The organism is Mastigocoleus sp. MO_188.B34 (assembly GCF_030065675.1).
Lineage (GTDB): Bacteria > Cyanobacteriota > Cyanobacteriia > Cyanobacteriales > Nostocaceae > Mastigocoleus.
In genome coordinates, this window is sequence record NZ_JASJDK010000001.1 from 134,700 (window position 1) to 159,745 (window position 25,046).

Consider the following 25,046-nt stretch of genomic DNA (forward strand, 5'->3'; position numbering starts at 1 on the left):
CTTCGGGGTGCTTGCGATGCTAACGCGTCTCTACACACCTAAAATTATCACTAACCAACTTTAATTAAACAACCAAAGGTATCTCAATTACAAATTCTGTTCCATTTTCTGGAGTTGAATTACAAGTTAATTGACCTTTATGTTTATCCACAATAATTTGATAGCTAATTGATAAACCCAGACCCGTACCACTTCCCACTGGCTTCGTCGTAAAAAAAGGATCGAATATGTGCGGCAGAACTTCTTTGCTGATACCAACACCATTATCGGAAATCCGAACTTTTACTTGTTTGGAATCAACTAATTCAGAAGTAATAGAAATTTCAGGACAAATAGAAGAATTTTCTTCAAAGTATTTATCATCAAATGCATCAATTGCATTGCTCAAAATATTCATAAATACCTGGTTCAGTTGACTAGGATAGCAATTAATTTCTGGGAGATAATCATAGTTCTTGATTATTTGAATACTCTTGTTATTTTTATTAGCTTTTAGTTTGTGTTGTAAGATTATCAAGGTATTATCAATGCCTTCATGAATATTTACACACTTCATCTCTGACTCATCTAAACGGGAAAAATTCCGCAAGCTAAGTACAATATTTCTGATACGGGAACTACCCACTTGCATAGAGTTGAGAATCTTTAGAAGGTCTTCTGTCAAAAAATTTATATCTATTTCTTCTGCTTTTTTTACAACAGCATCAGTAGGTTTCGGGTATTCTTGTTGATATACAGTAATCAGATCTAATAAATCTTGGACATACTCACAAGAATAAGTAATATTTCCATGAATGAAGTTGATAGGATTATTAATCTCATGGGCAATTCCTGCTACCATATGTCCCAAAGAAGACATTTTTTCACTTTGGATCAATTGAACTTGAGTCGTCCGTAGTTCCTTGAGAGTTTTTCGTAAATATTCGTTTTTTTCTATTAACTCTTTAGTTCTATTTTCTACTTTCTCTTCGAGATTATGACTGTATTCTTCTAAGTGTTCCTTAGCTTCTTTCAAACTGCTATACAGTATTGAATTCTCTAGTGATATTGCAGCCTGAGTAGTAATAACTTTTAGTATCTCAATACGCTCGTGGCTAAAAACATCTGTCATCAAAATATTTTCGAGATACAAAATACCAACCAGTTTACCTTGGTTTAACATCGGTAAGCACAAGATACTTTTAGGTTGTTGTTTAAAAATATATTTATCTTTTGCTGTGGATGGCTCAGAATTTACATCATTTATGACCAGTATTTCCTGAGTTCGCTTAATATAATTAATCAGGCTAATAGGAACTTCTGAACTAGATTCTAGGGGAACTGATGAAAATTCAAGAGTATCAGTTGATAAGGTAGAGCTAGAACAAACTACTTCCACCTTTAATTCTGTTTCCTCACTTGTATTCAAAACTAGAACACATTTGGAAGCACCCGCATTTTCCATTACTATTTTGAGTAAAGTGGAAAGCAATTGTTTTCGCTCTATTTTTCCAGAAAGTGCTTGTGATGCTTTGATTACAGATACTAAATCTATATAATCAGAAGTACTAGTTCCAGTACCAACAAGAGTTTGATGGGTATTTCGTTCTGACGATGATACAGAAGTATCACTATGAGTATTAATTATAGAATACTGGCTAAGTGTATATTCCTGAAAAATAGGAGTAATGAATTGCGGATAGCGTTCTTGTAAATGTTCAACTTTAGCTTTTGCTCCCCAGCGCATATAGGCGTAATAAGCATCTGTCAAATATGTGCGAGCAATATTATATTTGTCCCATTCTAAATAAAATCTGGCTGCTAACTCATTTGCTAAAGCTTCTTCATTTACGTACTCATTTTCTTTTGCTTTAATAATGGCACGGTCATAAGCATCCATTGCACCTAAATAATTACCTATAATTCGATTGCGTTCAGCCTCTAATAAATACCATTTATGCAGAAAATTCATTGGAGCATGGTATGACCATTTTTTCATTTTTTCTTGATTATGGGCAACTTTCTCTAAAATCTCATTTTGCTTTGATTCAGTGGTTTCTGGATAAACTGCTAACATAGCTAGAGAACTATAAAAATAGAAGATACTTTCTATAAAATTACCTGGCACTGCATCCAAATAATCTTTCGCCAATATCGCATTTTGGTAAGCCTGAGAATATTCTTCAAATAAGTAGCAAAGAACTAATTTTTGGATATAGAAGTAGCAAATACCTCGTCTATTATTTCCTTCCTGCAGATTTGACAAGATTATTTTTTCATCACAAGCCTCGCCATTCAAACTGTAAGGATGCTCATTATATTTGATTAAGTTGCTCGCTACTTGCCAAGTAATTGAATTTAGTGTATGTACAATTTCTTGTTTGATTTGACCAATTCGCTGATGATAATTGTTAATTTTTGTTTCTAGCTCCGATAGCTCTTTTCCTAACCAGAATGAATGTTCTAAATAAAAACATAAAGAATAAGCAGCTTGTTCTAAATCTCCAACTTCTAGAGCGATAGAGTATGCATTCAATAAAGAATTTAAACTTTCTTTGAGATGTTCTTTCCAATGTTTTGTAAAACAATTTACAGCAAAAATTACTACGCATTTCAATTCTGAAGCATTGAATTTCCCCAATAACTTTAAGGCTAGCTGTCCAAATCTATAACTAGACTCAATATCTTCCTTGAGAGAAACTAGTATAACTGCATAAGTTTCGTAAGCTACAGCAGAAGCACCACAATTACCATGTTTGAGAGATATATTTATCTGTTGCAGTGCAATCAAAGTGAATAAGAGAGGATTGCAAATATAAGTAATTGGCAAGAGTTTACTGAGAATATTCATGACTGCCAATTTTTCCGGGTCAGTCATTGTAGGCAAATTGAATAAGTCCTGTATCTGTCTCTCTACTAAGGCTACTTGCGTTTCCTGTAACGCCATTCCTATATTTGAAGGAGTGGGGTTTTCAGGAAAATCTACCCCAAATAACTTCAGTAATTCTATACCGATTGAAATTGCTTTTTTACCTTGATTGCATGACTTATAAAGTTCAATTTGAACTTGGTAAATTTTTACTTTATCCAATAACGTTTTGGCATTCAGCAATACTATGTCAGCAAATAATTCTGTCTGTTCAAAATCACCACTAAGATATTTTACTTCTGCTATCGTTTCATATAAACTAAGACTTAAATTATAATCTATTTCCCAAATATTACTTTCTAATAAATTAATACCCGTAGTTAAGTACTTATCTGCTGTAGTATAAGCTGTTGATGATAATGCTCTACGTCCAGCAATGAGATTCATTTTTGCCAAACTATAACGTTCTGATGTTCCGTGAATTAATTCTACTGCTTTATTAAATTGATTCACGAGGACAAAAATATTTTCTTCTCTTTCTCCTTCTGGAATATTTTCTAATAATAAATTTCCAAGTTGTAAATGAACTGATTTTTTTTGATCCTCAGAAATTAAAGAATAAGCTGCTTGTTGTACTCTATCATGTAAAAACTTATAGCTAGCAAATCGTCTTTTTCGTTGTTTTAAATCATTATTTCCTTTAGATGATGTTATTCCCTGGTTAATAGTACTATCATCAAAATTCGATAAATACTGACTATCTTGATCTAATTTATAATCTTCATTGTTTGAAAAAACTATTCCTTCTTTCAATGCAGGCCAAAATTCTGACGCTGTATCTATTTCTGATTTTTGATTGATAATAGCGAGTGTTCTGAGGTCGAATTCATTGCCAATACAAGCTGCAAGTTGTAAAACATCTTGAGTATATTTTGGAAGTCTCTTTATTTGCAGTGCTGTGAATTCTACAACATCATCTGTAAGTGCTAATTCTCTAACTTCAGCAATATTACATTGCCAATTATATTTCTCAAAGTCAAATTTAATAACTTCATCTTTGTATAAATGTTTAAGAAATTGATGAATAAAAAATGCATTACCTTTAGTTTTGCTAAAAACCATTTGTGAAAGAGGTATTGCATCATCTTTTTTACATCTCAGAGTATCTGAAACCAGACTATTTAAATCTTTCTGATTTAAAGGGTTTAATTCAATTGTGTCAATTTTATATTCGAGATTTAATAATTCTTGATTTAGCAAATATAATGGATGTGTAATCGAGACTTCGTTGTCACGATAAGCTCCTATAAGTAGTAAACTTTTTATATTTTCTTTTTGATTTTTATTCTCTTCAAAAATATTTGCTAGTGAAATTTTTGGCTTATTTTCATATTCCTTACTTTCCGACATTACGAATTTAATTAATTGTAAGGAAGTTACATCTGCCCATTGTAAGTCATCAAGAAATATGACTAATGGGTGTGTATCTCTAGCAAAAACATTTATAAACCTTTGAAATAGTAAATTCAAACGATTTTGAACTGCAGAACCGGATAATTCTGCTACTGGAGATTGGGTACCAATTATTTGTTCTAATCCAGGAACCAGATCGATAATGACTTGAGCTTGTTCACCCAATGCTGTCAGAATTTTATCCTTCCATTGTTTGATTTCTTCATCTGTTTCACTTAATATTTGCTCAATTAAATCTTCGAAGGCTTGGATAAAACCAGCAAAAGGAATATCACGTTGTAATTGGTCAAATTTTCCTTTTATAAAGTAACCTCGTTTTTGAACGATGGGTTTATGAACTTCATTAACTACAGCAGTTTTCCCAACACCAGAGAATCCTGCAATAAACGTAATTTCTGTTGTTCCTAGACTTACTCGATCAAAAGTGTTGAGCAACCTTTTGACTTCTGCTTCCCGACCATAAAGCTTTTCTGGAATTACAAAATGCTGAGATATATCCTCAGAACCCAATTGAAAAGTATCAATATTTCTATTTTTGTTCCACAGCTTCAAGCATTTTTCGAGATCGTGCTTTAATCCCAAAGCACTTTGATAACGCTCTTCAGCATTTTTTGCCATCAGTTTGCTGACTATACCCTCAAGGACAAGGGGAATTTTGGGATTTAAGTGACTTAATGGAGGTGGTTGTTTGGCTATGTGGGCATAAACTAGCTCTATGGGATCTGCTAAGTTGAAAGGTAAACTTCCACTCAAGATTTCAAAAAACGTTACACCAAGAGAATAAAAGTCACTGCGATAATCAATCGCACGATTCATTCTTCCCGTTTGTTCCGGTGAAATATAGGCTAAGGTTCCTTCTAACTGATTGGGGTTGTTTTGAGTCGCAATTTCTTTCGGTAACAGGGAAGCAATACTAAAGTCAGTTAGTTTTACCTCTGTAGTTGTCGGATTAATTAAAAGGTTGGCTGGTTTGATATCTTTGTGAATAATTTGGTGGCGGTGTATTTGATCGAGGGTTGTTGCAATTTGAATTGCTATATGAAAAAAAAGATTGAGAAAATCCGGTTTATTTCTAGTATTTGAATTTTCCCACCGATCCATTTCTTCGTGAAGAGAGACACCCCCATAATCTTCCATTACAAGGGCATAAGCATTGCGATAATTTTCTAAACTATAGGATTGAATAATGCCAGGAATATGAAGATTTTTTGTAATAGTGTACTGATATCGGAAACGTGATACTTCACTAAAACTAGGGTACTTATTGCGCATCACTTTAATAATTACGGGCGTTTGCTCTTTTGTGCTAATGCCTCGAAAAACTAAAGTTTTACTACCTGAATAAACTTTTTCTGTAACTTTATATCCCGGAATATCTACTAAGACATTTGATGTCAACATACTCAGCAAGTTTTTGAGGGTATTCGATATTAGTTAATATTCCCTCTAGATGCCTGAATGTATCATTTTTATAAAAAAGCTTATTTATTGATAATTTTTAAATTAAACTAAATGAAAGATTATATAAAATTAACAATAAGTTATTTACTATTATCGTGATATTTACTTAATAGGTAACGTATTTTCTACGATGCATTACCTATTATTACTTTCTACGCTTCAAGTGTGTAATAACTATTTAATTTTCTGCTTGATAAAACTAACAACTTGAGCTAGTTGTTTCTTTAAGCTGTTGATTTCCATTTGCATATTTGTAATTTTCTCATTGAGTATTTGTATCTCAGCTGATGATGAACCATTGGTAGTGGGCTGCACTATTCCACTTCTTGATATTGCACTGGTTGTTCCGGAGGAATCTTGGCGAGGTTGTTTTGCCTTAGTCATTGCTGACTTAATGGCGCTAATTAGTTGTTTTTGGTCGAAAGGTTTACCAAGAAACTCAAAGTTTGCAAAGGGCTCAGAGATTTTTTCTGTTACCTCTTCTTTTCTACCAGACATGACAACTAAAGGAATTCTCTTCAATTCTGGCTTGGCTTGAATTTCCTGAAATACATCCCAGCCACTCATTTTTGGTAGCAAGAAGTCGAGCATTATCAAGCTCAGTTTTTCTTCTTGGCGGATTAAATTTAATCCTTCTAAACCATCTTTTGCTTCCAAAACTTGAAAATTGCCAGGGGGTAACATTTCCCGTACTTTTACCCTGACAACAGTAGTGTCATCGATTACTAGAATTTTGTTACTTGCCACGATTTACTGCTCTAACAGAAACTTTAGATTTAAATTGCTAAGAAGCTGATTAACAATGATAATTCTCTAACTATATCTAAATTTTACACAAACTGGGGGAGAGTAATTTCCGGTATATCAATTTAATATTTAAGTTATTTTTATCACTTTTAAATGAATATCTAATTTATTGGACGATGGTATATGCAGTTTAATGGTGTGGAACTGGTGTATATTTTGCAGTATTGGGAATTAAAGAGCTTCCCGTTCATTCAGTTTTCGTTACTTATTAGTTGGACTTTAGGTTCGCAATATATCCTCCCACGTGCTCCAATAATAATTATTCCTTTCATCTAAATTTCCAACTTCTCTGGACATTTATGGGTTCTTCAAATAAGGCACAATTGCAATCAGAAATTATGGCGATGCCAAAATGGTTGCGTCGCCCGATTGGTAAAGCGAGCGATCTATCCACAGTTCAACGGATTATTAAACAACGGCAAATTCACACTATTTGTGAAGAAGGACGTTGTCCTAACAGGGGAGAGTGCTATGCCCAAAAAACAGCAACTTTTTTATTAATGGGACCTACTTGTACGCGTTCTTGTGCTTTTTGTCAGGTGGATAAGGGTCACGCACCAATGCCGATCGATCCATTTGAGCCTGAAAAAATTGCTGAAGCAGTCAAACTTTTAGGTCTGCGTTATGTTGTTTTAACTTCGGTTGCGAGGGATGATTTACCAGACCAAGGAGCAAGTCATTTTGTCAAGACGATGCAGGCTATCCGTCAGTTAAATCCCGATACTCAGATTGAAGTTCTTACCGCTGATTTGTGGGGTGGAATAGGTGGGGAGAAAGAACAATTCCGACGAATTGAGATCGTTACTCAAGCTAAACCAGCTTGCTACAACCATAATCTAGAAACAGTAAAACGTTTGCAGGGAACTGTACGTAGAGGAGCAAAGTATGAGCGTTCTCTACGATTGCTGCAAATGGTCAAGGAAATTGACCCTTCTATTCCTACCAAGTCTGGATTAATGCTGGGAGTTGGTGAAACTACTGAAGAAGTAATCGAAACAATGAGAGATTTACGTAGTATTGAATGCGATCGCCTGACTATTGGTCAATACATGCGTCCTTCTTTAGCTCATTTACCGGTTCAAAAATATTCGACGCCAGAAGAATTTGAAGATTTGGGCAAAATTGCTTCGGACATGGGATTTTCTCACGTTCGTTCTGGACCTTTGGTTCGTAGTTCTTATCATGCAGGAATTGATGATTAGACCGATCGCAAATGAGTTTAATAATAAGCAAGTGGCTTAACAAAAATATTTTTAACGAATTTCGCTAAAGATGACATCTCTTTGGTATTTGTTAAGAAGTCCTTAAGTTAGGAGAATCAAATATGACTGCGGATGCACAAAAAAAAGTTGGTATTGATGTTCCCCAATCAGGTGCTGCTGCTCCTTTTCCCTATCGCACGATAATTTCCCTTGTTTTACTAGCCGTCAACTTTTTAGTTGCTGCAATTTACTTCCACGTACTGGATATCTAGTTTCAACCGAGTTTCAGCAATAGTTAAGAGATGTAAGTAATTGCTTATCCTTCTTAACTAAATAATTTTTCCAGTAAATTAATGAGATTCGAGTTGCTCTTTGAAAATATTTATTCTCCTCGGGCAATAATTTCACTAGTTATTGTTCGGTAAATATTCTTCGGATACTCTTAATTTAACTAAGAAAAATTACTTAATTTCACAAGTGGTGTTGCCCATCTTGAATCAGGGAATTATCCTTGAGAAAGAATGGGTAACACCTCAGTTTTTATTAACTATAAAACTGTGTAATTATGCGATGAAATTATTTAGGGTATATTTCTGGTTCGCATTAATATGTGTACCTGATGTTTACCTGTAAATCAAATTTTTTCTTTGACAGTTAATCATTCTTTAAAAATTATTTCCTAAAGAGGATGTTTGGAAAGTATTGTTTAGTCCCATGAGGTTTTTGAGATCCCCCTAACCCCCTTAAAAACGGTGACTTAGGGGGCTCCAAGATATATTAGATAAACAATATGACCTTTAAAACATTCTCCAAGAATTATTTTCCAAGTTTGATTTACTTGCTTAAATCCGGTATTACACTTACATCTTTAAACTAAAAACCTTAGCGTACAAATAAAGAATTAGAAAAGAGTACGTTAATATACATAGCATCGACCTCATAAACTTTTGCGAAGTTGAACTTTTTTTGGCTGTCTAGTTAATCATGCAGCAGTATCCAAGCTTATCAAAACAAAATTCAGAAGTAGTTCGAAACCCAATTCTAGTGGTAGAAATGGAGCAGCTTCGCGCAGAGTTGTGGTTGGAGCGCAGCCTAAACAGGTTGCAAAATTACCTGAATGATTACTTGCTTTCGGTTTTAGTTACAAAAGAAAAATTACCAGTCAGAGACTCAAGTATTTACCGAAGTATTTATCAAACTTTAGTTAACGAACTCAACAACACATTACCTGGTAGTCAGGTTGCAATTGCTTTGACCCAAGCAAAAACAAAATCTTGTAAAATCAGCTATTTATCTTCCAAAGGAATCATTTCTCAAAGTTCAAAGTCTCAATCACCGTTATTGGCTATAACTCTTAAAAGTGGTAAACAACTACAAATCAAATTAAATGAAGTTATAGAGATTGAAGATTTACGGTATCTTGAAACTCAAGAAACACCAAAAGCTTGGGCGATCGAAGATGATTTTGGTAATGTTTGGGGTTGGTTAATTATTTCTTACACACCATTGAATTCAGGTACTGATTCTTTAACAAGTGCACAAGTTGAGATACAGTCACAATTGATTAAACGTGCGGCGAGCTTATGTGCTATAGCTTTGATGAAGTTAAAGAATATAGAATCTTTGCAAAAGGTTTCCCGTTCTTTAAGCGAATTCAATCAAGAATTAGAGCGTAATAATCAACTGAAAAATCAATTTTTGGCGAACACATCCCATGAAATCCGCACTCCACTAAGTTCGATTATTGGCTTTACACATTTACTTTTAGCTCAAGGCTATAATCCAAGTTCCGAACGTCATAAAGAGTATTTGAGTATTATTCAATCAAGCGGTAAGCATCTTTTAGCTTTGATTAACGATATTTTAGACTTGTCTAAAATTGAAGCAAATCAACTAGAAATTCAATGGGAAGAAGTTAATGTATCGCTGTTATGTCGTAATGTTTTAGCACTGGTAAAAGAGAAAGCAGCGAATAAAGGTTTACAGTTGCGCTTGGAACTGGAACCGCAAGAAATCGTTATCGTAGCCGATCCTTTGCGTCTCAAGCAAATGCTGTTGAATTTAATTTTCAACGCTCTTAAATTTACTACTTCGGGAAGTGTTGGTTTACAAGTAAAAGTTAAAGGTGAATTGGTACACTTCACTGTTTGGGATACTGGTGCGGGTATACCTGAAGAATATCAAGCAGAATTATTTCAACCTTACTGTCAAATTCCTAACAGCAGAGTCAGTAGTGAAGAAGGTACTGGCTTAGGTTTAGCACTGACTCGCAAACTTGCAGAAATTCATGGTGGTTCAGTAAAAGTTGTATCTGAAATAGATCGCGGTTCTAGCTTTACTGTGATACTTCCTCGCAGTCAAATGAGTGAGTTCGAAGAAACAGAGGTAGAAATAGAACAAAAAGACAATATGAGTGGCGATCGTTCTTATCAGTCCGGACTTCGACTTTCTTACTCTTCAGATATATTATTGGTAGAAGATGATTTGCATAATGCCAAATTGATTGATGCTTACCTGAGTAAACTGGGGTATCAAGTAATTTGTGCTTACAACAGCGTACAAATGTGGGAAGCTCTCAAACGCTCCCAACCTGCTGTTATTTTGATGGATATTTATCTTCCTGATGTTAATGGTCTTGATTTAGTAAAGAAACTCAGACAAGATAAAAATTATCAAAATATACCAATTATCGCTGAAACAGCAATGGCGATGAAAGGCGATCGCGAAACTTGTTTGGCTGCTGGGGTTGATGAATATATTGCGAAACCTATCGATCTACCAGTTTTGGGAAATTTAGTTTCAAAATATTGTCAATTATCGAAAAAGCGAATTTAAGGTTTTTAAGGTTTTTAAGTTTTATAGGACTTAGGCAAAATTAACGTAATTGCGTCATTACGTTAGTGTACAGATCATCCGCTACGCAAAATTTTGGGATTGCTATCTCCCTTTGGAAGACGCTTTGCTAACCCTAAACTGCATTTCGATTACATGCGCAGAGCTTGCGCTTATCGCAATGACAAATCTATGTCCTACGGACACGCCATAGCTAATAAAGTTATAAATTTTAAGTTTATGACTTATTTCTTAACCTGCTTAAAATGGAGAAAGGTGGCGATTCCATTTTAGTTTGAGTGGGAACATATTATGGGAAGCGAAAAACTGGAGCAATTAAAAACGATATTTGTACAAATGGAACGAGCTTTAATAGCTTACTCTGGGGGTGTAGATAGTACTTTAGTAGCTAAAATTGCATACGATGTCCTGGGTAACAAAGCTTTAGCTGTGACTGCTGTTTCACCTTCCCTGTTACCGGAAGAGTTAGAAGATGCCAAAATTCAAGCAGCAACAATTGGAATTCCCCATCAAATTGTAGAAACTCAGGAAATGGAGAATCCTAATTACACTTCTAATCCTGTTAATCGTTGCTATTTTTGTAAAAGTGAACTGCACGATACTCTCAAACCTTTGGCAAAAAAATTGGGTTATCCCTATGTCGTCGATGGTGTTAATGCTGACGACTTGAAAGATTATCGTCCAGGAATTCAAGCTGCAAAAGAAAGGGGTGCGCGTTCTCCTTTGGCTGAAGTTGGTGTTAGTAAGCTAGAGGTACGTCAAATTTCTCAATCTCTTGGTTTAGATTGGTGGGATAAACCTGCACAACCTTGTCTGAGTTCTCGCTTCCCTTATGGTGAAGAAATTACCGTAGCTAAGTTACAACGTGTTGGTAGGGCTGAAATTTATTTACGAAAGTTAGGATGGGAAAATCTGCGCGTACGTTCCCAAGAAGATACAGCACGCATTGAATTACCACCGGAAAAAATCAAAGATTTTATTCTGAGTATTGATTTGGATTTGGTAGTTTCTACATTTCAAGAATTGGGATTTATTTATGTCACTTTAGATCTAGAAGGTTATCGTAGTGGAAAGTTAAATCGAGTTTTAAATAAAGAGTCTTTGGTAATGGGTAATGGGTAATTGGTAATTGGTAATTGGCGATTGGTAATAATTTTTCTTTGATTAAAACCCGAGTAATCCTATTGTCTGTTAATTAGAACTGGGGGTAATTTTTATCTTTCAGCGTTTGCAAGTACAATTGCTCCTTTCTTATCTATTTTGACAGGAGTTTGAGGGAAATCTTTATTAATCAAATAACGCAATAGCCCTACTGTACGGAAATTTTGGTCAATGTAAGGAATACCTTGACTGTTAAGATGTACCGGGATAATTTTTGCTCCTAGTAATTTTCCTTCCCGATCAATTTTTGTTTCCAAAATCATTGAATAACCAGTTTGGGCTCTAGTTGATAAAGTTTTGTACCCCAAAAAATTACCTAAAGAATAAGCGATCAGTTTATCCTTATATATTTCCATGGCTCTGGGAACGTGAGGACCATGTCCGAGTACTATATCTGCTCCTACATCAATCATTTGGCGAGCAAATTTGATCGGGTTACCACGATTTTCCCCGTAGAAAAATTCTGTTTGATTTCTAACTCGTAATGCTCCTGTACCCTCTGCTCCTGCGTGCATTGAGACTATAACTATATCAGCCTTTTGTTTTGCTGTTTTTACTAATTTTTCTGCAGCTTTTAGGTCGTGAATAGAATTATAAAATTTGTAGGGCGCAAACCCAAGCATCGCAACCTTTACATTATTAACCTCTAAGATAAGAATTTGATTTTTATGACCGACGGTTTCAATTCCCACCGACTTGAGATGATTCACTGTGTCTTTCAAACCTACCATCCCAAAGTCAAGGGCGTGATTATTGGCAATATTGAATACATCGAAGCCCACATCTTTAAATAACTTTGCATAAGTCGGTGGAGAACGAAAAGCAAAAACCTGACCTCTACTTATATCCTTGCTACTGTACTTATGGTTGGTAAGGGTACTTTCAAAATTACCAAATAACAGATCTGCTCTCTGTAAATATCTTCTAACTGACTGGGGAAAAAGTTGATTTCTATTTTTAGGTAACCTGTAATTGGGGTAATTAGTTCCTGGAATAATATCTCCAACTGCTTGAATTGTGATGTTTTGAGTAGTATTTTGTGGATCTACTATAAGTTGTTTCTGTAAAGATGGTGAAAACGGCTCGGTAGATCCTGGAGTATCTGATGAGTTGATTTGATTGAGAACTGGTGATGTTGTTGCAGCTTCTAATGTTTGTATTCGTCCAAAGCGTATGAATATTCCGATACCAATACCTGTACAGAAACAAAAAACAATAAAACTAAATGACAATATTTTTTTAAAGTGATGATTTGTCGTCATTGAAACCCTCAACTCCCTTCCATACGTATTGGATTTTCAGTTGTTGACACAAACAAACCGCCAAAAATCAATAATCCCAAATCATTGAGACTATTGATACACAAGCCTTAAGTGACTTTGTTAATAACCTGTAATTCATTACTCACAGGTTATGTTATGAGGAAACTTTTAGCACCAATAAGATTATTTTAACCCCGAACACTATTTCTTTAAGTATTCATCGTGGCTTTTTATTCACATAATTTAAGATAAATTTAGCACTCTAAAACTTTAAGTGTAGGTGTGGTTGAATTAATTGAGATAGTTTTATTTAAGAAAATCTGATGAGATTCATTAAGTGGTGTCACTACAAAATAAAGGTAAAGTATGTTTTTGTTTATTCCTAGTAAACACTTAATTTAAAAACACTTCAAGTTATAAAAATAGATTCTATTTAACTAATGACTAATCTTTTTTTGGCGGTTAGCATAAAGCTATATTTACTGAATCAAAATTTACACACTTATATTCCAGTAAATTTCTTCGAGTAAGTTTGAGCCTTTTTTGCAAACCATGTCTCCTCAAAATCATTCTCCTGCTTCTGTGCGCTATCTCAAAGCCAGGTTATGGAACTTAGCCCGACCTAGTTTTTGGGGTACGGCAATTTTTTTGTCTGTAATCGGTTTATTGATTAGACAGTATTGGATAAATCCTAATTTTTTCTCTACTGTTAGAACAGAAAATCCAGAAAGTACCGAACCACTTGAATTCTTTTTATCTGAGGAAGATAAAGCGATCGCCGCTGATATTGATAATTTACCAGTTTTATTTTACGAGTCTAAACAGAAAAATCTTTCTGATACGGTAATTAAACTTAAGCAACAAATTAAGGCTGTTCAAAAACAAGCAGTACCTGAAAATAAAGCTAGGCGACGGAATAGTTTTCGAAATCAAATTAAATTAAATTATGAGGCAATAACCAAACAAAGTAGACTAAGTTCAAAAGTAAAAAACCCATTTTTACAGCAAGCAAATAAATTGTTGGAATTTAAGGATTCTAATGGCGGGAATTTTAGACAAAATCAATATCCAAATATCGGTTTTTCTGGAGCATTGAAAACGACGTCATATTCGGGAGCTTTTACCACTATTCCTAGTAGCTCCCCTCAATATCCTGCTGGGACAAATGCTTTACAGATCGCGATCAAAGAACTTGAGAATACAAATAAACAACAGCAGCAAGTACAATCTGGTTCCCAATTAAACACTAATGTTGCTGTACCAGTTATTCCTTCTTCAGATAATTCCAACAATTTGAACCAGAATACTAATAATTCTAATTTTTCAGGAAATCTTCCTAATTCAGGTAATACAAATACTCGTTTAACACATCCTTATATTAATCAAACACCCAATCAAATATCTCCCCAGAGGTTTGTCAACACTCCCGGTCAAGTTAATCCTCGAACTAATGTCAGAAGTTTTTCGTCAAATCCTTACGAAAATAATTATTCAAACCCTTATAACAATTACATTAACAACTCGCAGCAGACTAATATTAACTCCACAAGGCAGCTAAATAGACCTGTTGTACCTGGGGTTACAAATAATATTACACCTAACAATTCAGTTAATATTAGATCCAGTGGCACTAGATTTTATAGCGTGCCAAACTCTAGGCAAAATCTTGTTAGCCCCAACAGTTTAACAAATCCTAATACCTTAAAAACACCTAATACTTACAATCAAAATTTAAGGTCTTACAATCGACAGCCTTCTAGTATCACAAACTATAACAATTCAAGATATTCAACATCACCACAAGTCCCAAATCAAACTAATGGCTACTCTTATCCCTAAAATTTTTAGATTTAATTGCTTACATTGGAATTTTAAAATATATGCTATTTTCTTCAGATCTAAAGTGTAAAAATTAGGTATATAGAAGAAAATTTGATGTCAGCTAGAAGAAACTGAGTTAGATTGATTTTGGTTTTTAGTATCTCGTTTTCCCCAAGGTTTAAGAAAAGAAATTGCTACGATCGCTAATAGACAAAAAGTCTGAATAATTCCACCTATAATTACACTACTACGATCAAAAACATATAGAGGATTTTGTAGCGCTTGCAATCTTTCATCAGCGGAAATTGCAGTCATTGCATTTGTCCAAGGACCAAGCCAAATTGTACCTGCAACAATTAGGGTTACTGTTGCAAACCACTTGGTAATTACCCAGTAATGCTTGAAAAAACCCCAAATTGTCAGCCAGCAAAGTAAACCACCGGAAAGTAAAGATAAGTTTGCTGAAGGAATAATCACAAAATCATCCAACAGTTTCATCACTGAATTAATAGCGTACAGTTCGTCACCATTGGTAGTATTGCGATTCATAAGTGCGATAACAATCATGCATAAAGCTGTACCAAACCAAATCCCAGCAAATATTACGTGAATTGATATCAACCATTGCTTCTGCTTTACATTTAACTTTTTCATAAGTACTCATGCAAAAATATTTGTATCTTTCAAAAATAATTAAAATAATCCTCAATCTTTTGCGTTAGCGGATCCGTAAGGTAGCACAGCTAGAGGCTGGAGGCTCCGCCGTCGCCGCAGGCTCTAGCGTGTCCGTTAGCCCGCACCTGACGGTGTTCAGCGTAGCTGCGTCAACAAACGACTCCGTCGCGTACAATACAATAGGACATATGCATCATTCCGTTCCGCTACGCTCCATATGCCAACACAATGACAAATGTACATTTAATTATGCACAAGTACTTATCTTACTTCTGTTAATTAACCCTTTAAAATGATTAGGTGACTAATAGTTAGGTGCCTAACTAATTTTATTGAATGCTAATTGAATTTTTACTCCTAGGAACGAGAAGGAATAATTGCTTGAGCAATATCCTCACGCGTTGCACCAATAGAAAATAAGGTACGCACAAAAAGATCCACAGAAACTGATGAGTCAGCTGACTCCATTTTTGCAACTCTAGACTGACTAGAATTCATGCGTTCAGCAACAGCCTGCTGAGAAAGATTTTGACTTGTGCGAAGTTTTTTTAGATATTTGCTAAGTAATAACTTTAATTCCACAAGCTCAGATTCTGCTGGTGAGAGTTCAAGAAATTCTTCTGCTGTTCCAACACTCCAACCAGATGCTTGTAAACGTTCACGCTTTATTTCATCCATAATATAAAAACCTCCATCATCAATTATCCAAGTTCATCGTATTGCTTCAGCCTTTTTTGGCATACCTTAATAACAGACTTCGGAGTTTGTTGGGTTTTTTTCGCAAATACATCTAAAATTAGAATGGAGTCTGCATCTATTCGGTAAATAATTCGCCACGTCTTGTCTTTGTCAATAATACGCAATTCATGACAATTAGAACCTATACTTGACATCTGTCGAGAATGTGGCATAGGTATTAATTCTCCTTGTTGTAGCTGTCGCAGAAGGACTCCAGCTTCTATTCTTGCTTCTGTAGAAAAAGGAGGAGTTTTTACCTCACCACTAAGCCAGACAAGGGGTTTATCTTTCTGGGAATCAGTCATTTATTAAACTAGTGTTAGTATATGTCAGATTTGACATAAAATCAAGTTGTCTTTTAGCATACAGTAGCTGAGTATAAAGTCACGTCTTTTCGTCGGCGCTATTCACTTCAACAAGAAAATCAATAACTGTTAATTAACCCTAATCCGATGAAAAATAAAAGCCCGCATAAGCGGACTTTATAAATCAAACTTTACAAATTTAGTGCCAGTTATTTGTCTTGGCGAGAGTATGATATCTAACTAAAACGCTTAATAATAGCATCGGCAAACTCGGAACATTTCAAAGGTTCAACTTTGGGTTCCATCAATCGCGCTAAATCATATGTAACTTCCTGATTTGCGATCGCTTCCCCAATTCCTTTTTTAATTAGATCGGCAGCTTCTTGCCAACCTAAATATTCCAACATCATGACGCCGGATAAAATTACTGAACCGGGGTTAATTCGATCTAAACCAGCATGTTTTGGTGCGGTACCATGGGTTGCTTCAAAAATAGCTGCGGAGTCACCAATATTCGCACCCGGTCCCATTCCCAATCCACCAACAATTGCAGCCGCAGCATCTGAAAGATAGTCACCGTTGAGATTCATGGTAGCCAAAATTGAGTACTCATCTGGGCGAGTCTGAATTTGTTGGAAAATACTATCGGCGATGCGATCGTTCACCATGATTTTATCTTTCCATTTGCCATTTCCGTGGCTGTCCCAAATGGAGTTAAGAACTGCTTCGACTTCTTTGACAATCTGCTGTTGTTTTTCTGGCGTCAGAGCATCATAACCGGGATCTATCAACCGGGCGTTTTCTTCCAGAGAGATATCAGATTTATTTTCTTTGTTACTTAAAATCCAAGATTCCCTTTCGGTGACACATTCTTGACGAAATTCACTAGTTGCAAGTTCGTAACCCCAGTCCCGGAAAGCACCTTCAGTGTATTTCATAATGTTGCCCTTATGCACCAAAGTCACTTGCTGCTTGTTTTTGGGTAATTGTAAGGCGTGTTTAATGGCGCGACGAACTAAGCGCTGAGAACCTGTTTTACTGATGGGTTTAATACCAATACCAGAGTCAAGGGGAATTTGTTTTTTGCCGTGTTCTGGGGTTGCAGGAATTAAATCTTGGTTGAGAATGGAAATTAATCGTTTAGCAATTTCATCGTCCCGTTTCCATTCAATTCCTAAATATATATCTTCCGTATTTTCTCTGTAGACGATTACATCCAGTTTTTCAGGATTTTTGTGAGGTGAAGGAGTACCTGGATAATAACGACAAGGACGGACGCAAGCGTAAAGTTGAAAAATTTGTCGCAAAGCCACATTTAAGGAACGAATTCCCCCACCAACGGGAGTTGTTAATGGACCTTTAATTGCAACACCGTATTCCTTAATTGCAGCTAAAGTATCTTCTGGTAAATACTGATATGTCCCATACACATCGCAAGCTTCATCACCAGCATAAACTTTGAACCAGCTTATTTTACGCTTCCCTTTGTATGCTTTTTCTACAGCTGCATCCAATACTTTTTGAGTAGCAGGCCAAATATCTATGCCTGTTCCATCTCCTCTAATAAAGGGAATAATTGGATTATCTGGAACAATTGGTTCGCCACCTTTAAAAGTTATTTTCTCTCCAGTTGTAGGGGGAGTAATATGTTTGTACATTGTCCATTCCTGGTGACTAAAGTTAAGAGAAATTGAACCCTCAGGTACTTACCCTGAAAGCTTTATTTAGTAAGAGAGGTACTAATTGTACTGTTCCTTGTGCGAACAAACTTATTCTTGTCCGAACAACATTATAAAGCGCAGATTTCCCCAAATATTATTTACTAATTTTCAGTATTAATTAGGCACTACTAAATTTATATAAAACTTAGATTTAATGCTTATGAGTTATTAGTTATCAAGAAAATAAATCATAATTATGCGAATAGTCACAGCAAAGTTACCAGAATCGCAATTGATGTGACAGTTTTTTTCTGTTTTATACTATTTATTTAAGAGCTTCAACTTTAAACTTAAATTCAGGTTTGAAAATAATGTTCTCAACACCAAATATGACAAACCAAAATTACAGATAGATGCTTCACTAGTTTGCTATTTCAAATATATAGCAAAATACAAAAAATAAAGCATAAAAAGTGCAATAAAGTTAATTTATACATCTCGCACATCAAGTAAGAATCTAAAAACCATGTAGCATTAGAGTCTAAATTGAAATAATATTTATATCGGTAATTGAGTAAAAATTTAGTCTTTACCTTATGGTAATCTTCTAAAAATTACGATCGCAAATATGAGAAAATGTCAATTGCTCCAATATAATGTTCGGAGTAAAAGGTTAAGCTTTGGCTTGTAAATGGTGGAATTTAAAAACCATTTTTAAGTAAAATATCTTCTTCGCTAACAATTACAAGACTGTAAATCTTATTCTTAACGGCTAATAACCTTTATTTTTGACTTTATTCCACGATTAATGACATGACAGACCCGATGATTTTATCCGGCTCACTCAATGACATCGAAGCTCTTCGCAGCCAGTTAATCGCTGGGTCTGAAAAAGTCCAACAGCAAACGATCTCAGAATTAGCTGAGTTACAAAGCGCAGGGCTCGATATATTAATGGAATTTTTGCTGCAACGTCGCGAAAATCCATCAACTTGGATTGATGGCAAAGCCTACACAGCTCTTTATAATTGCAATTTGCCTGCGGTTCAAGAATTTTTGCAAACAAATTTTCCCCAGGGAGTGATTCCCCTGACTTCGGAGCGGGAAATTAATTATGCTCCTTTACAAAAGTTATTGGCAAGCCAAGATTTTCAAGCGGCTGACCAAATGACTTTACAAAAAATGTGCGAGCTTGCAGGGGAAGACGCTATTAAGCGTAAGTGGATATATTTCACAGAGGTTGAAAGTTTTCCGATTGCGGACTTACAAACAATTAATCAGTTATGGTTGGTCCATTCGGAAGGAAAATTTGGTTTTTCGGTACAACGGGAACTTTGGCTGCGTTTGGGGAAAAATTGGGAAAGTTTATGGGCGAAGATTGCTTGGAAAAATGGCAATAACTGGACGCGTTATCCTGGGGAATTCATTTGGAGTTTAGATGCTCCTAGGGCTCACTTACCTTTATCTAATCAGTTGCGAGGAGTAAGAGTTATTGCTTCGCTATTTGCTCATCCTGCTTGGTCAACAGATTCTCAGAAATAATTCTTTAACATAGGTGTTGGGATTTTGCCAGAGTTACTCCAGCCATCTTATTAGATTGGAACATACTTTGTGTATCAACACTATTTGCTGGTCGATATTACTGATTGGTGAATGTTAAATCCTTTTACCAGAATGTAAAATTTACTAGTCAAGGTCAAGCAACACCCGAAGACTATAATTACCATGGCAAACGTTCGTCTGGAAGCTATCAAGTGCCGATTTAGCAATGTAACTGCTATAGAAGATATTACTTTTGAAGTTCCCGATGGTGAATTTTGGGTTTTGGTTGGTCCATCGGGTTGTGGTAAATCTACGATTCTAAGAACGATCGCTGGTTTGGAAAATGCTAGTTCCGGAAACCTTTACATCGGCGATAATTTGATGAATCAGGTACCTGCAAGACAAAGGGATGTAGCAATGGTTTTCCAAAATTATGCGCTGTACCCCCATATGACTGTGGCGCAAAATATTGCTTTTGGTTTGCAGATGCGCAAAGTCGATCAGAAAGTAATTCGCGATCGCGTAAATTCAGTTGCAAAATCCCTGGCTTTGGAACATCTTCTGGAACGCAAACCAAAGCAACTTTCCGGGGGACAACAGCAAAGGGTAGCTTTAGGAAGGGCGATCGCCAGACAAGCAAAAGTTTTTTTATTGGATGAACCCCTATCTAACTTAGATGCTCAACTGCGAGACGATACTAGAGCAGAGCTAAAACAAATACATCAAAACCTGCAAAATACTACAATCTATGTAACTCACGATCAAGTTGAAGCAATGACCTTAGCCGATAAAATTGTCGTATTAGACCGAGGTCAAATTCAACAAATCGGTACTCCTGAAGTAATTTATAATCAACCTCACAATCGGATGGTCGCTACTTTTATCGGTAGCCCACCAATGAACATCTTACCGGCTAAGTACAAGGGTGAAAGTTTTGAGGTTTGCGGTCAGCTTTTAGCAATAGATTTATCCATCCAAGAAAAACTTCAGTTACTCTCGGACAAAAATTATGATTTGGGAATTCGTCCCGAGCATATCAAAATTAGTTCGGAGAATATCAACCCAGAAAGTAGTACTGAAAATACTGCTAATACTGCAACACTAAAAGTGAAAGTAAAAGTAGTGGAACCTTTAGGAAGAGAAACTTTAATTCGGGCAAATTTACCCAATGAAAGAGTACCATTAGATTTTCCAGCACCTGCGGCTATCCGTCCTAATCCCGGCGAGATTTTGACTGTTAAATTAGACTTAAATAATTTATTTGTTTTTGAAGTGGATACAGGCAATAAATTATACCCTTGTTTCCTTGAGCGATAGCTTCTGGCTCTTTACTCAAAGAATTTTGAGTGGTTAAGTGTTTCCGGATTGGGATAAATTATTTTTGTGTGCCAAATTGTAAAGTTCTAAGCCTCGGGAGATTGACATGAGTAAGGGTGCGATCGTCATAAATGATTCAGAATTTGAAACTGAGGTTCTCAAAGCAGAAGAACCAGTATTAGTTTATTTTTGGGCTACATGGTGTGGACCTTGTCAACTTATGTCCGCACTAGTCAATGCCACTGCGAAAGAATATAGCGATCGCCTTAAAGTAATCAAAATGGAAGTTGACCCCAATCCGGTTACTGTGAAGCAATATAAGGTTGAAGGGGTTCCTGCTTTCAGATTAATTCATAAAAATAAGCTTTTGGGAGCGACTGAAGGTGCGATTGGCAAGGAAAAATTACTAAACTTTATTAATACTCATCTGGAACAAAATTAATTTTTGGTAATTGGTAATTGGTAATTGGTAGTTGGAAAAATTAAGTTAAGCTATTTAGCCTGTGTCCATAGCGCATAGGACAAAAAGTTATATGCAATTTGCTACGCGTTTAAAGCCTTTAGAGTCGAATGTATTTGCTGACATGGATTCAGCTAAAGCAAAAGCTTTGGCAAATGGGAAGCAAGTAATAGATCTATCTTTGGGTTCTTCAGATTTGCCTGCTGCACCCCATGTCATCGATGCAATCGCCCAGTCTTTGAAGGATAGCTCTACCCACGGTTACCTATTGTTTCACGGTACTGCAGGATTTCGACGAGCTGCGGCTCAGTGGTACGAGAGAAAATTTGGTATTTCCGTAGATCCAGAAACTGAAGTTTTACCTTTAATTGGTTCTCAGGAAGGTACTGCCCACTTACCCCTAGCAATACTTAATCCTGGTGATTATGCTTTACTGCAAGATCCAGGTTATCCATCCCATGCAGGAGGAGTTTACCTTGCGGGCGGTCAAATCTATCCAATGCCATTAAAAGCAGAAATGGATTTTTTGCCGGTTTTTACTGACATTCCATCGTCTGTTTTAGCACAGGCACGGATGATGGTATTAAGTTATCCCCATAATCCAACAACAGGAGTGGCAACACTGGCTTTTTTCCAGGAAGCAGTAAAATTTTGTCAGCACCATGGTATTGTTCTCGTCCATGATTTCCCATATGCAGATTTGGTGTTTGAGGATGATGACAAAGGAAAAATTATTGGCGAGCCGGGAATAGATATTACTCCTGCTTCATCCCTTGCTCCTTCTATTTTTCAAGCTGATACAGATAAAAGCACTTCCATTGAGTTTTTTACTCTGTCTAAATCCTACAACATGGGCGGTTTCCGGATTGGTTATGCGATCGGTAATGCAAAATTGATTAAGGCATTACGTCAGGTCAAAGCTGTGGTGGATTTTAACCAATATCAAGGAATTCTCAATGGCGCGAGTGCAGCACTTACTGGTCCTCAAGATTGTGTGAAAGCTGCTGTTGGGACTTTTTGCGATCGTCGCAATGCTCTTGTCGCTGCTCTGAATGGTATTGGTTGGGATGTTCCTACCCCTAAAGCAACTATGTATGTTTGGGCACAACTACCAGAAGCTTGGAAACAAAATTCGATTGATTTTTGTATTGAATTGGTTGAAAAAACCGGAGTAGCAGTCTCCCCCGGTGCTGGGTTTGGAAAGTCTGGAGAAGGCTATGTTCGTTTTGCTTTAGTTCGCGAACCAGCTGTTTTAAGAACTGCGGTTGAAAGAATTGCCAAACTTTTCTAAGTTAAATCTGAATTGGTTGCTGGAGAATTTTAAACATCTTATTTCTTGGGATATGTAGAGTTTAGATATTTAATTATCCAGTAATTTTATGTGTTTAAATTCTATTTGTTTAAAGTTTATGGATGATTTCATGGATAATTACTTCATGGATCATAATTTCATGAGTAATGATTTCATGTTTTTTTACTGAATCTAATTTTTTTTGTTTCAATCTTTTAGATAAAAAATTATCCATCAAACAGTGATTTAATACCTTTGAGGTTGATTACAGCTAATGATTCTGCGACCTAAGCATACAAAATTATCTGCATAGCCTAAATCCTAAATATGGATATCTAAATTTGGGTAAACAAAAATATGGGTGAATAAAAATCTCATTGCTTGTTTTATAACTAATTATCAATTATCGATTACCAATTACCCATTACTAATCATGGGTAAATTAGAAATACCAAAAAACTTCAGTTAAAAGTGTTTGTTACAAATTTTATTTGAAATCACACATCTCACATGAAAAAATCTTATTTAAGAAACTTGACAAAATGAAAAATTTTTGATGATAATTTTTGTTTGTGAAAACATTATAAATTTAAGAAAAAAGCTTGGCTAACGTTATTGTCATAGGTGCCCAATGGGGCGATGAAGGTAAAGGAAAAATAACAGACTTACTCGGTCGCTCTGCAGATGTTGTCGTCCGTTATCAGGGTGGTGTTAACGCGGGTCATACGATTGTAGTTAAGGACGAAACCTTTAAACTACATTTAATACCTTCGGGAATTTTATATCCAGAAACTCAATGTATTATTGGTTCTGGAACAGTCATCGATCCGAAGCTGTTAATTGAAGAACTTGACCGACTTGAACAGTTAAATATTTCCAGCGACAACCTCTTCATTGCAGAAACTTCTCATGTTACGATGCCTTATCACCGGTTATTAGATAAAGCATCAGAAGAACGTCGGGGTAATTACAAAATTGGTACTACCGGTAGAGGAATTGGTCCGACCTATGCTGATAAATCTGAACGGACAGGTATCAGAATTTTGGACTTAATGGATCCTGATGGTTTACAGGAGCAGTTGACGTGGACGATTAACTACAAAAACGTCATCCTCGAAAAGCTTTATGATATTCCACCACTAGATCCAAAAGAAGTTATTGAAGAATACTTAGGTTATGCCGAACGTTTGCGACCTTATGTAGTCGACACTTCTTTAAAAATCTATGAAGCAATTCAAGAACGGCGGAATATTTTATTTGAAGGAGCGCAGGGTACACTTTTAGACCTAGATCACGGGACATATCCCTTTGTAACCTCCTCCAACCCAGTAGCAGGTGGAGCATGTGTCGGAACAGGTTTGGGACCGACAATGATAGATCGGGTAATTGGTGTTGCAAAAGCTTACACCACCCGTGTTGGTGAAGGTCCATTTCCTACCGAAATCCAAGGAAAAGTAGGGGAATTACTGTGCCATGCAGGAGCTGAATTTGGTACCACCACTGGACGTCAGCGTCGTTGTGGTTGGTTTGATGCGGTAATTGGTCGCTACGCAGTTCGAATAAATGGCTTAGATTGTCTAGCAATCACCAAGCTTGATGTTCTCGACCAATTTGAAGAAATCAAAGTTTGTGTTGCTTACGAAATAGACGGCGAACGTTGCGAGCATTTTCCCAATAATTCGCGCCGGTTTGCTAGTTGTCGTCCCATATATCAAACATTTAAAGGGTGGGAGCAATCAACTAGTGATTGTCGTTCTTGGGAAGATTTACCTCAAGAAGCAAAAGATTATCTCAAGTTTTTGGCAGAATTGATGGAAGTTCCCATCGCAATTGTTTCTTTGGGAGCAAATCGCGACCAAACTATTATTTTAGAAGATCCCATTCACGGACCGAAGCGGGCTTTATTACATCCTGATGGTACCCCAGCTTCTTTGCTCAGTGTCTAAATAAGTACCAATCTACGTTACGTTAGTTAAATTCATACTGTGCCTGAAGTGCACAAAAAGGTAAAGGGATTGAAACTCTTTGCCTTTTATTTTGATATTTCTAATCCTCAACTGAATATAGCGGTTTTCGGTTGAGTGTAGTACACCTCGTAGAGACGTAAAATTTTACGTCTCTACATTTGGGAATTAGAAAATGTATTTGATTCAAATGAAAACCGCTATA

At 36.0% G+C, this 25,046-nt stretch carries 17 protein-coding genes; 10 read left to right on the top strand and 7 right to left on the bottom strand.

Annotation, left to right across the window (positions count from 1 at the left end; translation table 11 throughout):
- Positions 1 to 64: 64 nt before the first annotated feature.
- Together QNJ50_RS00520 and QNJ50_RS00525 are read right to left on the bottom strand one after the other, a co-directional pair.
- On the bottom strand, positions 65 to 5,722 hold the full coding sequence (locus QNJ50_RS00520) for an AAA family ATPase (RefSeq protein WP_300630928.1): 5,658 nt from the start codon (positions 5,720 to 5,722) through the stop codon (positions 65 to 67).
- 234 nt (positions 5,723 to 5,956) lie between these two features.
- Complete coding sequence (locus QNJ50_RS00525) at positions 5,957 to 6,529, bottom strand: response regulator (RefSeq protein ID WP_300630930.1); 573 nt, start codon at positions 6,527 to 6,529, stop codon at positions 5,957 to 5,959.
- Positions 6,530 to 6,888: 359 nt separating this feature from the next.
- Between QNJ50_RS00525 and lipA the strand changes: the two genes are divergently transcribed.
- The 4 genes from lipA (at position 6,889) to larE (ending at position 11,766) form a co-directional block, all read left to right on the top strand.
- Positions 6,889 to 7,791, top strand: a complete 903-nt coding sequence (gene lipA / locus QNJ50_RS00530) for a lipoyl synthase (RefSeq protein WP_300630932.1) — start codon at positions 6,889 to 6,891, stop codon at positions 7,789 to 7,791.
- A gap of 122 nt (positions 7,792 to 7,913) precedes the next feature.
- Positions 7,914 to 8,063: a photosystem I protein PsaX gene (gene psaX, locus QNJ50_RS00535; RefSeq protein WP_300630934.1), complete on the top strand. Its 150-nt coding sequence runs from the start codon at positions 7,914 to 7,916 to the stop codon at positions 8,061 to 8,063.
- Between the two features lie 712 nt (positions 8,064 to 8,775).
- The gene (hrmK, locus tag QNJ50_RS00540) at positions 8,776 to 10,626 is read left to right on the top strand and encodes a hybrid histidine kinase/response regulator HrmK (RefSeq protein WP_300630936.1); all 1,851 of its coding nucleotides are present in this window, start codon (positions 8,776 to 8,778) and stop codon (positions 10,624 to 10,626) included.
- A 309-nt stretch (positions 10,627 to 10,935) separates the two neighbouring features.
- A complete protein-coding gene (larE, locus tag QNJ50_RS00545; protein WP_300630938.1) occupies positions 10,936 to 11,766 on the top strand; it encodes an ATP-dependent sacrificial sulfur transferase LarE in 831 nt (276 codons plus the stop codon).
- Positions 11,767 to 11,858: 92 nt separating this feature from the next.
- On the opposite strand, the gene QNJ50_RS00550 is transcribed toward larE, so the two are convergent.
- A complete protein-coding gene (locus tag QNJ50_RS00550) occupies positions 11,859 to 13,067 on the bottom strand; it encodes a CapA family protein (protein WP_300630940.1) in 1,209 nt (402 codons plus the stop codon).
- 552 nt (positions 13,068 to 13,619) lie between these two features.
- On the opposite strand from QNJ50_RS00550, the gene QNJ50_RS00555 reads away from it, so the two are divergent.
- The gene (locus QNJ50_RS00555) at positions 13,620 to 14,906 is read left to right on the top strand and encodes a hypothetical protein (protein ID WP_300630942.1); all 1,287 of its coding nucleotides are present in this window, start codon (positions 13,620 to 13,622) and stop codon (positions 14,904 to 14,906) included.
- Between the two features lie 99 nt (positions 14,907 to 15,005).
- Here the strand turns inward: QNJ50_RS00555 and QNJ50_RS00560 are convergent, their stop codons facing one another.
- The 4 genes from QNJ50_RS00560 to QNJ50_RS00575 all read right to left on the bottom strand — a co-directional run bounded on the left by QNJ50_RS00560 (position 15,006) and on the right by QNJ50_RS00575 (position 18,264).
- A complete protein-coding gene (locus QNJ50_RS00560) occupies positions 15,006 to 15,542 on the bottom strand; it encodes a hypothetical protein (RefSeq protein WP_300630944.1) in 537 nt (178 codons plus the stop codon).
- 378 nt (positions 15,543 to 15,920) lie between these two features.
- Positions 15,921 to 16,241, bottom strand: coding sequence for a helix-turn-helix transcriptional regulator (locus tag QNJ50_RS00565; RefSeq protein ID WP_300630946.1), 321 nt, complete (start codon positions 16,239 to 16,241; stop codon positions 15,921 to 15,923).
- Between the two features lie 23 nt (positions 16,242 to 16,264).
- Positions 16,265 to 16,606 carry a type II toxin-antitoxin system RelE/ParE family toxin gene (locus tag QNJ50_RS00570; protein ID WP_300630949.1) on the bottom strand — a complete coding sequence of 114 codons (342 nt, stop codon included), beginning with the start codon at positions 16,604 to 16,606 and terminating at the stop codon, positions 16,265 to 16,267.
- A 236-nt stretch (positions 16,607 to 16,842) separates the two neighbouring features.
- A complete protein-coding gene (locus QNJ50_RS00575; RefSeq protein ID WP_300630951.1) occupies positions 16,843 to 18,264 on the bottom strand; it encodes an NADP-dependent isocitrate dehydrogenase in 1,422 nt (473 codons plus the stop codon).
- A gap of 816 nt (positions 18,265 to 19,080) precedes the next feature.
- On the opposite strand from QNJ50_RS00575, the gene QNJ50_RS00580 reads away from it, so the two are divergent.
- The 5 genes from QNJ50_RS00580 to QNJ50_RS00600 all read left to right on the top strand — a co-directional run bounded on the left by QNJ50_RS00580 (position 19,081) and on the right by QNJ50_RS00600 (position 24,823).
- Positions 19,081 to 19,809: a GUN4 domain-containing protein gene (locus QNJ50_RS00580; protein WP_300630953.1), complete on the top strand. Its 729-nt coding sequence runs from the start codon at positions 19,081 to 19,083 to the stop codon at positions 19,807 to 19,809.
- A 183-nt stretch (positions 19,810 to 19,992) separates the two neighbouring features.
- Positions 19,993 to 21,126: an ABC transporter ATP-binding protein gene (locus tag QNJ50_RS00585; RefSeq protein WP_300630955.1), complete on the top strand. Its 1,134-nt coding sequence runs from the start codon at positions 19,993 to 19,995 to the stop codon at positions 21,124 to 21,126.
- 106 nt (positions 21,127 to 21,232) lie between these two features.
- Positions 21,233 to 21,568, top strand: a complete 336-nt coding sequence (locus QNJ50_RS00590; RefSeq protein WP_300630957.1) for a thioredoxin family protein — start codon at positions 21,233 to 21,235, stop codon at positions 21,566 to 21,568.
- 91 nt (positions 21,569 to 21,659) lie between these two features.
- Positions 21,660 to 22,877: an LL-diaminopimelate aminotransferase gene (locus tag QNJ50_RS00595; protein ID WP_300630959.1), complete on the top strand. Its 1,218-nt coding sequence runs from the start codon at positions 21,660 to 21,662 to the stop codon at positions 22,875 to 22,877.
- A 602-nt stretch (positions 22,878 to 23,479) separates the two neighbouring features.
- A complete protein-coding gene (locus tag QNJ50_RS00600) occupies positions 23,480 to 24,823 on the top strand; it encodes an adenylosuccinate synthase (RefSeq protein WP_300630961.1) in 1,344 nt (447 codons plus the stop codon).
- Positions 24,824 to 25,046: the final 223 nt, after the last annotated feature.

What these genes read in the sequence shown, in the direction of transcription:
- QNJ50_RS00520 (WP_300630928.1), bottom strand. Translation starts at nt 5,722, where the DNA reads ATGTTGACATCAAATGTCTTAGTAGATATTCCGGGATATAAAGTTACA.
- lipA (WP_300630932.1), top strand. Translation starts at nt 6,889, where the DNA reads ATGGGTTCTTCAAATAAGGCACAATTGCAATCAGAAATTATGGCGATG.
- psaX (WP_300630934.1), top strand. Translation starts at nt 7,914, where the DNA reads ATGACTGCGGATGCACAAAAAAAAGTTGGTATTGATGTTCCCCAATCA.
- hrmK (WP_300630936.1), top strand. Translation starts at nt 8,776, where the DNA reads ATGCAGCAGTATCCAAGCTTATCAAAACAAAATTCAGAAGTAGTTCGA.
- larE (WP_300630938.1), top strand. Translation starts at nt 10,936, where the DNA reads ATGGGAAGCGAAAAACTGGAGCAATTAAAAACGATATTTGTACAAATG.
- QNJ50_RS00550 (WP_300630940.1), bottom strand. Translation starts at nt 13,067, where the DNA reads ATGACGACAAATCATCACTTTAAAAAAATATTGTCATTTAGTTTTATT.
- QNJ50_RS00555 (WP_300630942.1), top strand. Translation starts at nt 13,620, where the DNA reads ATGTCTCCTCAAAATCATTCTCCTGCTTCTGTGCGCTATCTCAAAGCC.
- QNJ50_RS00560 (WP_300630944.1), bottom strand. Translation starts at nt 15,542, where the DNA reads ATGAAAAAGTTAAATGTAAAGCAGAAGCAATGGTTGATATCAATTCAC.
- QNJ50_RS00565 (WP_300630946.1), bottom strand. Translation starts at nt 16,241, where the DNA reads ATGGATGAAATAAAGCGTGAACGTTTACAAGCATCTGGTTGGAGTGTT.
- QNJ50_RS00570 (WP_300630949.1), bottom strand. Translation starts at nt 16,606, where the DNA reads ATGACTGATTCCCAGAAAGATAAACCCCTTGTCTGGCTTAGTGGTGAG.
- QNJ50_RS00575 (WP_300630951.1), bottom strand. Translation starts at nt 18,264, where the DNA reads ATGTACAAACATATTACTCCCCCTACAACTGGAGAGAAAATAACTTTT.
- QNJ50_RS00580 (WP_300630953.1), top strand. Translation starts at nt 19,081, where the DNA reads ATGACAGACCCGATGATTTTATCCGGCTCACTCAATGACATCGAAGCT.
- QNJ50_RS00585 (WP_300630955.1), top strand. Translation starts at nt 19,993, where the DNA reads ATGGCAAACGTTCGTCTGGAAGCTATCAAGTGCCGATTTAGCAATGTA.
- QNJ50_RS00590 (WP_300630957.1), top strand. Translation starts at nt 21,233, where the DNA reads ATGAGTAAGGGTGCGATCGTCATAAATGATTCAGAATTTGAAACTGAG.
- QNJ50_RS00595 (WP_300630959.1), top strand. Translation starts at nt 21,660, where the DNA reads ATGCAATTTGCTACGCGTTTAAAGCCTTTAGAGTCGAATGTATTTGCT.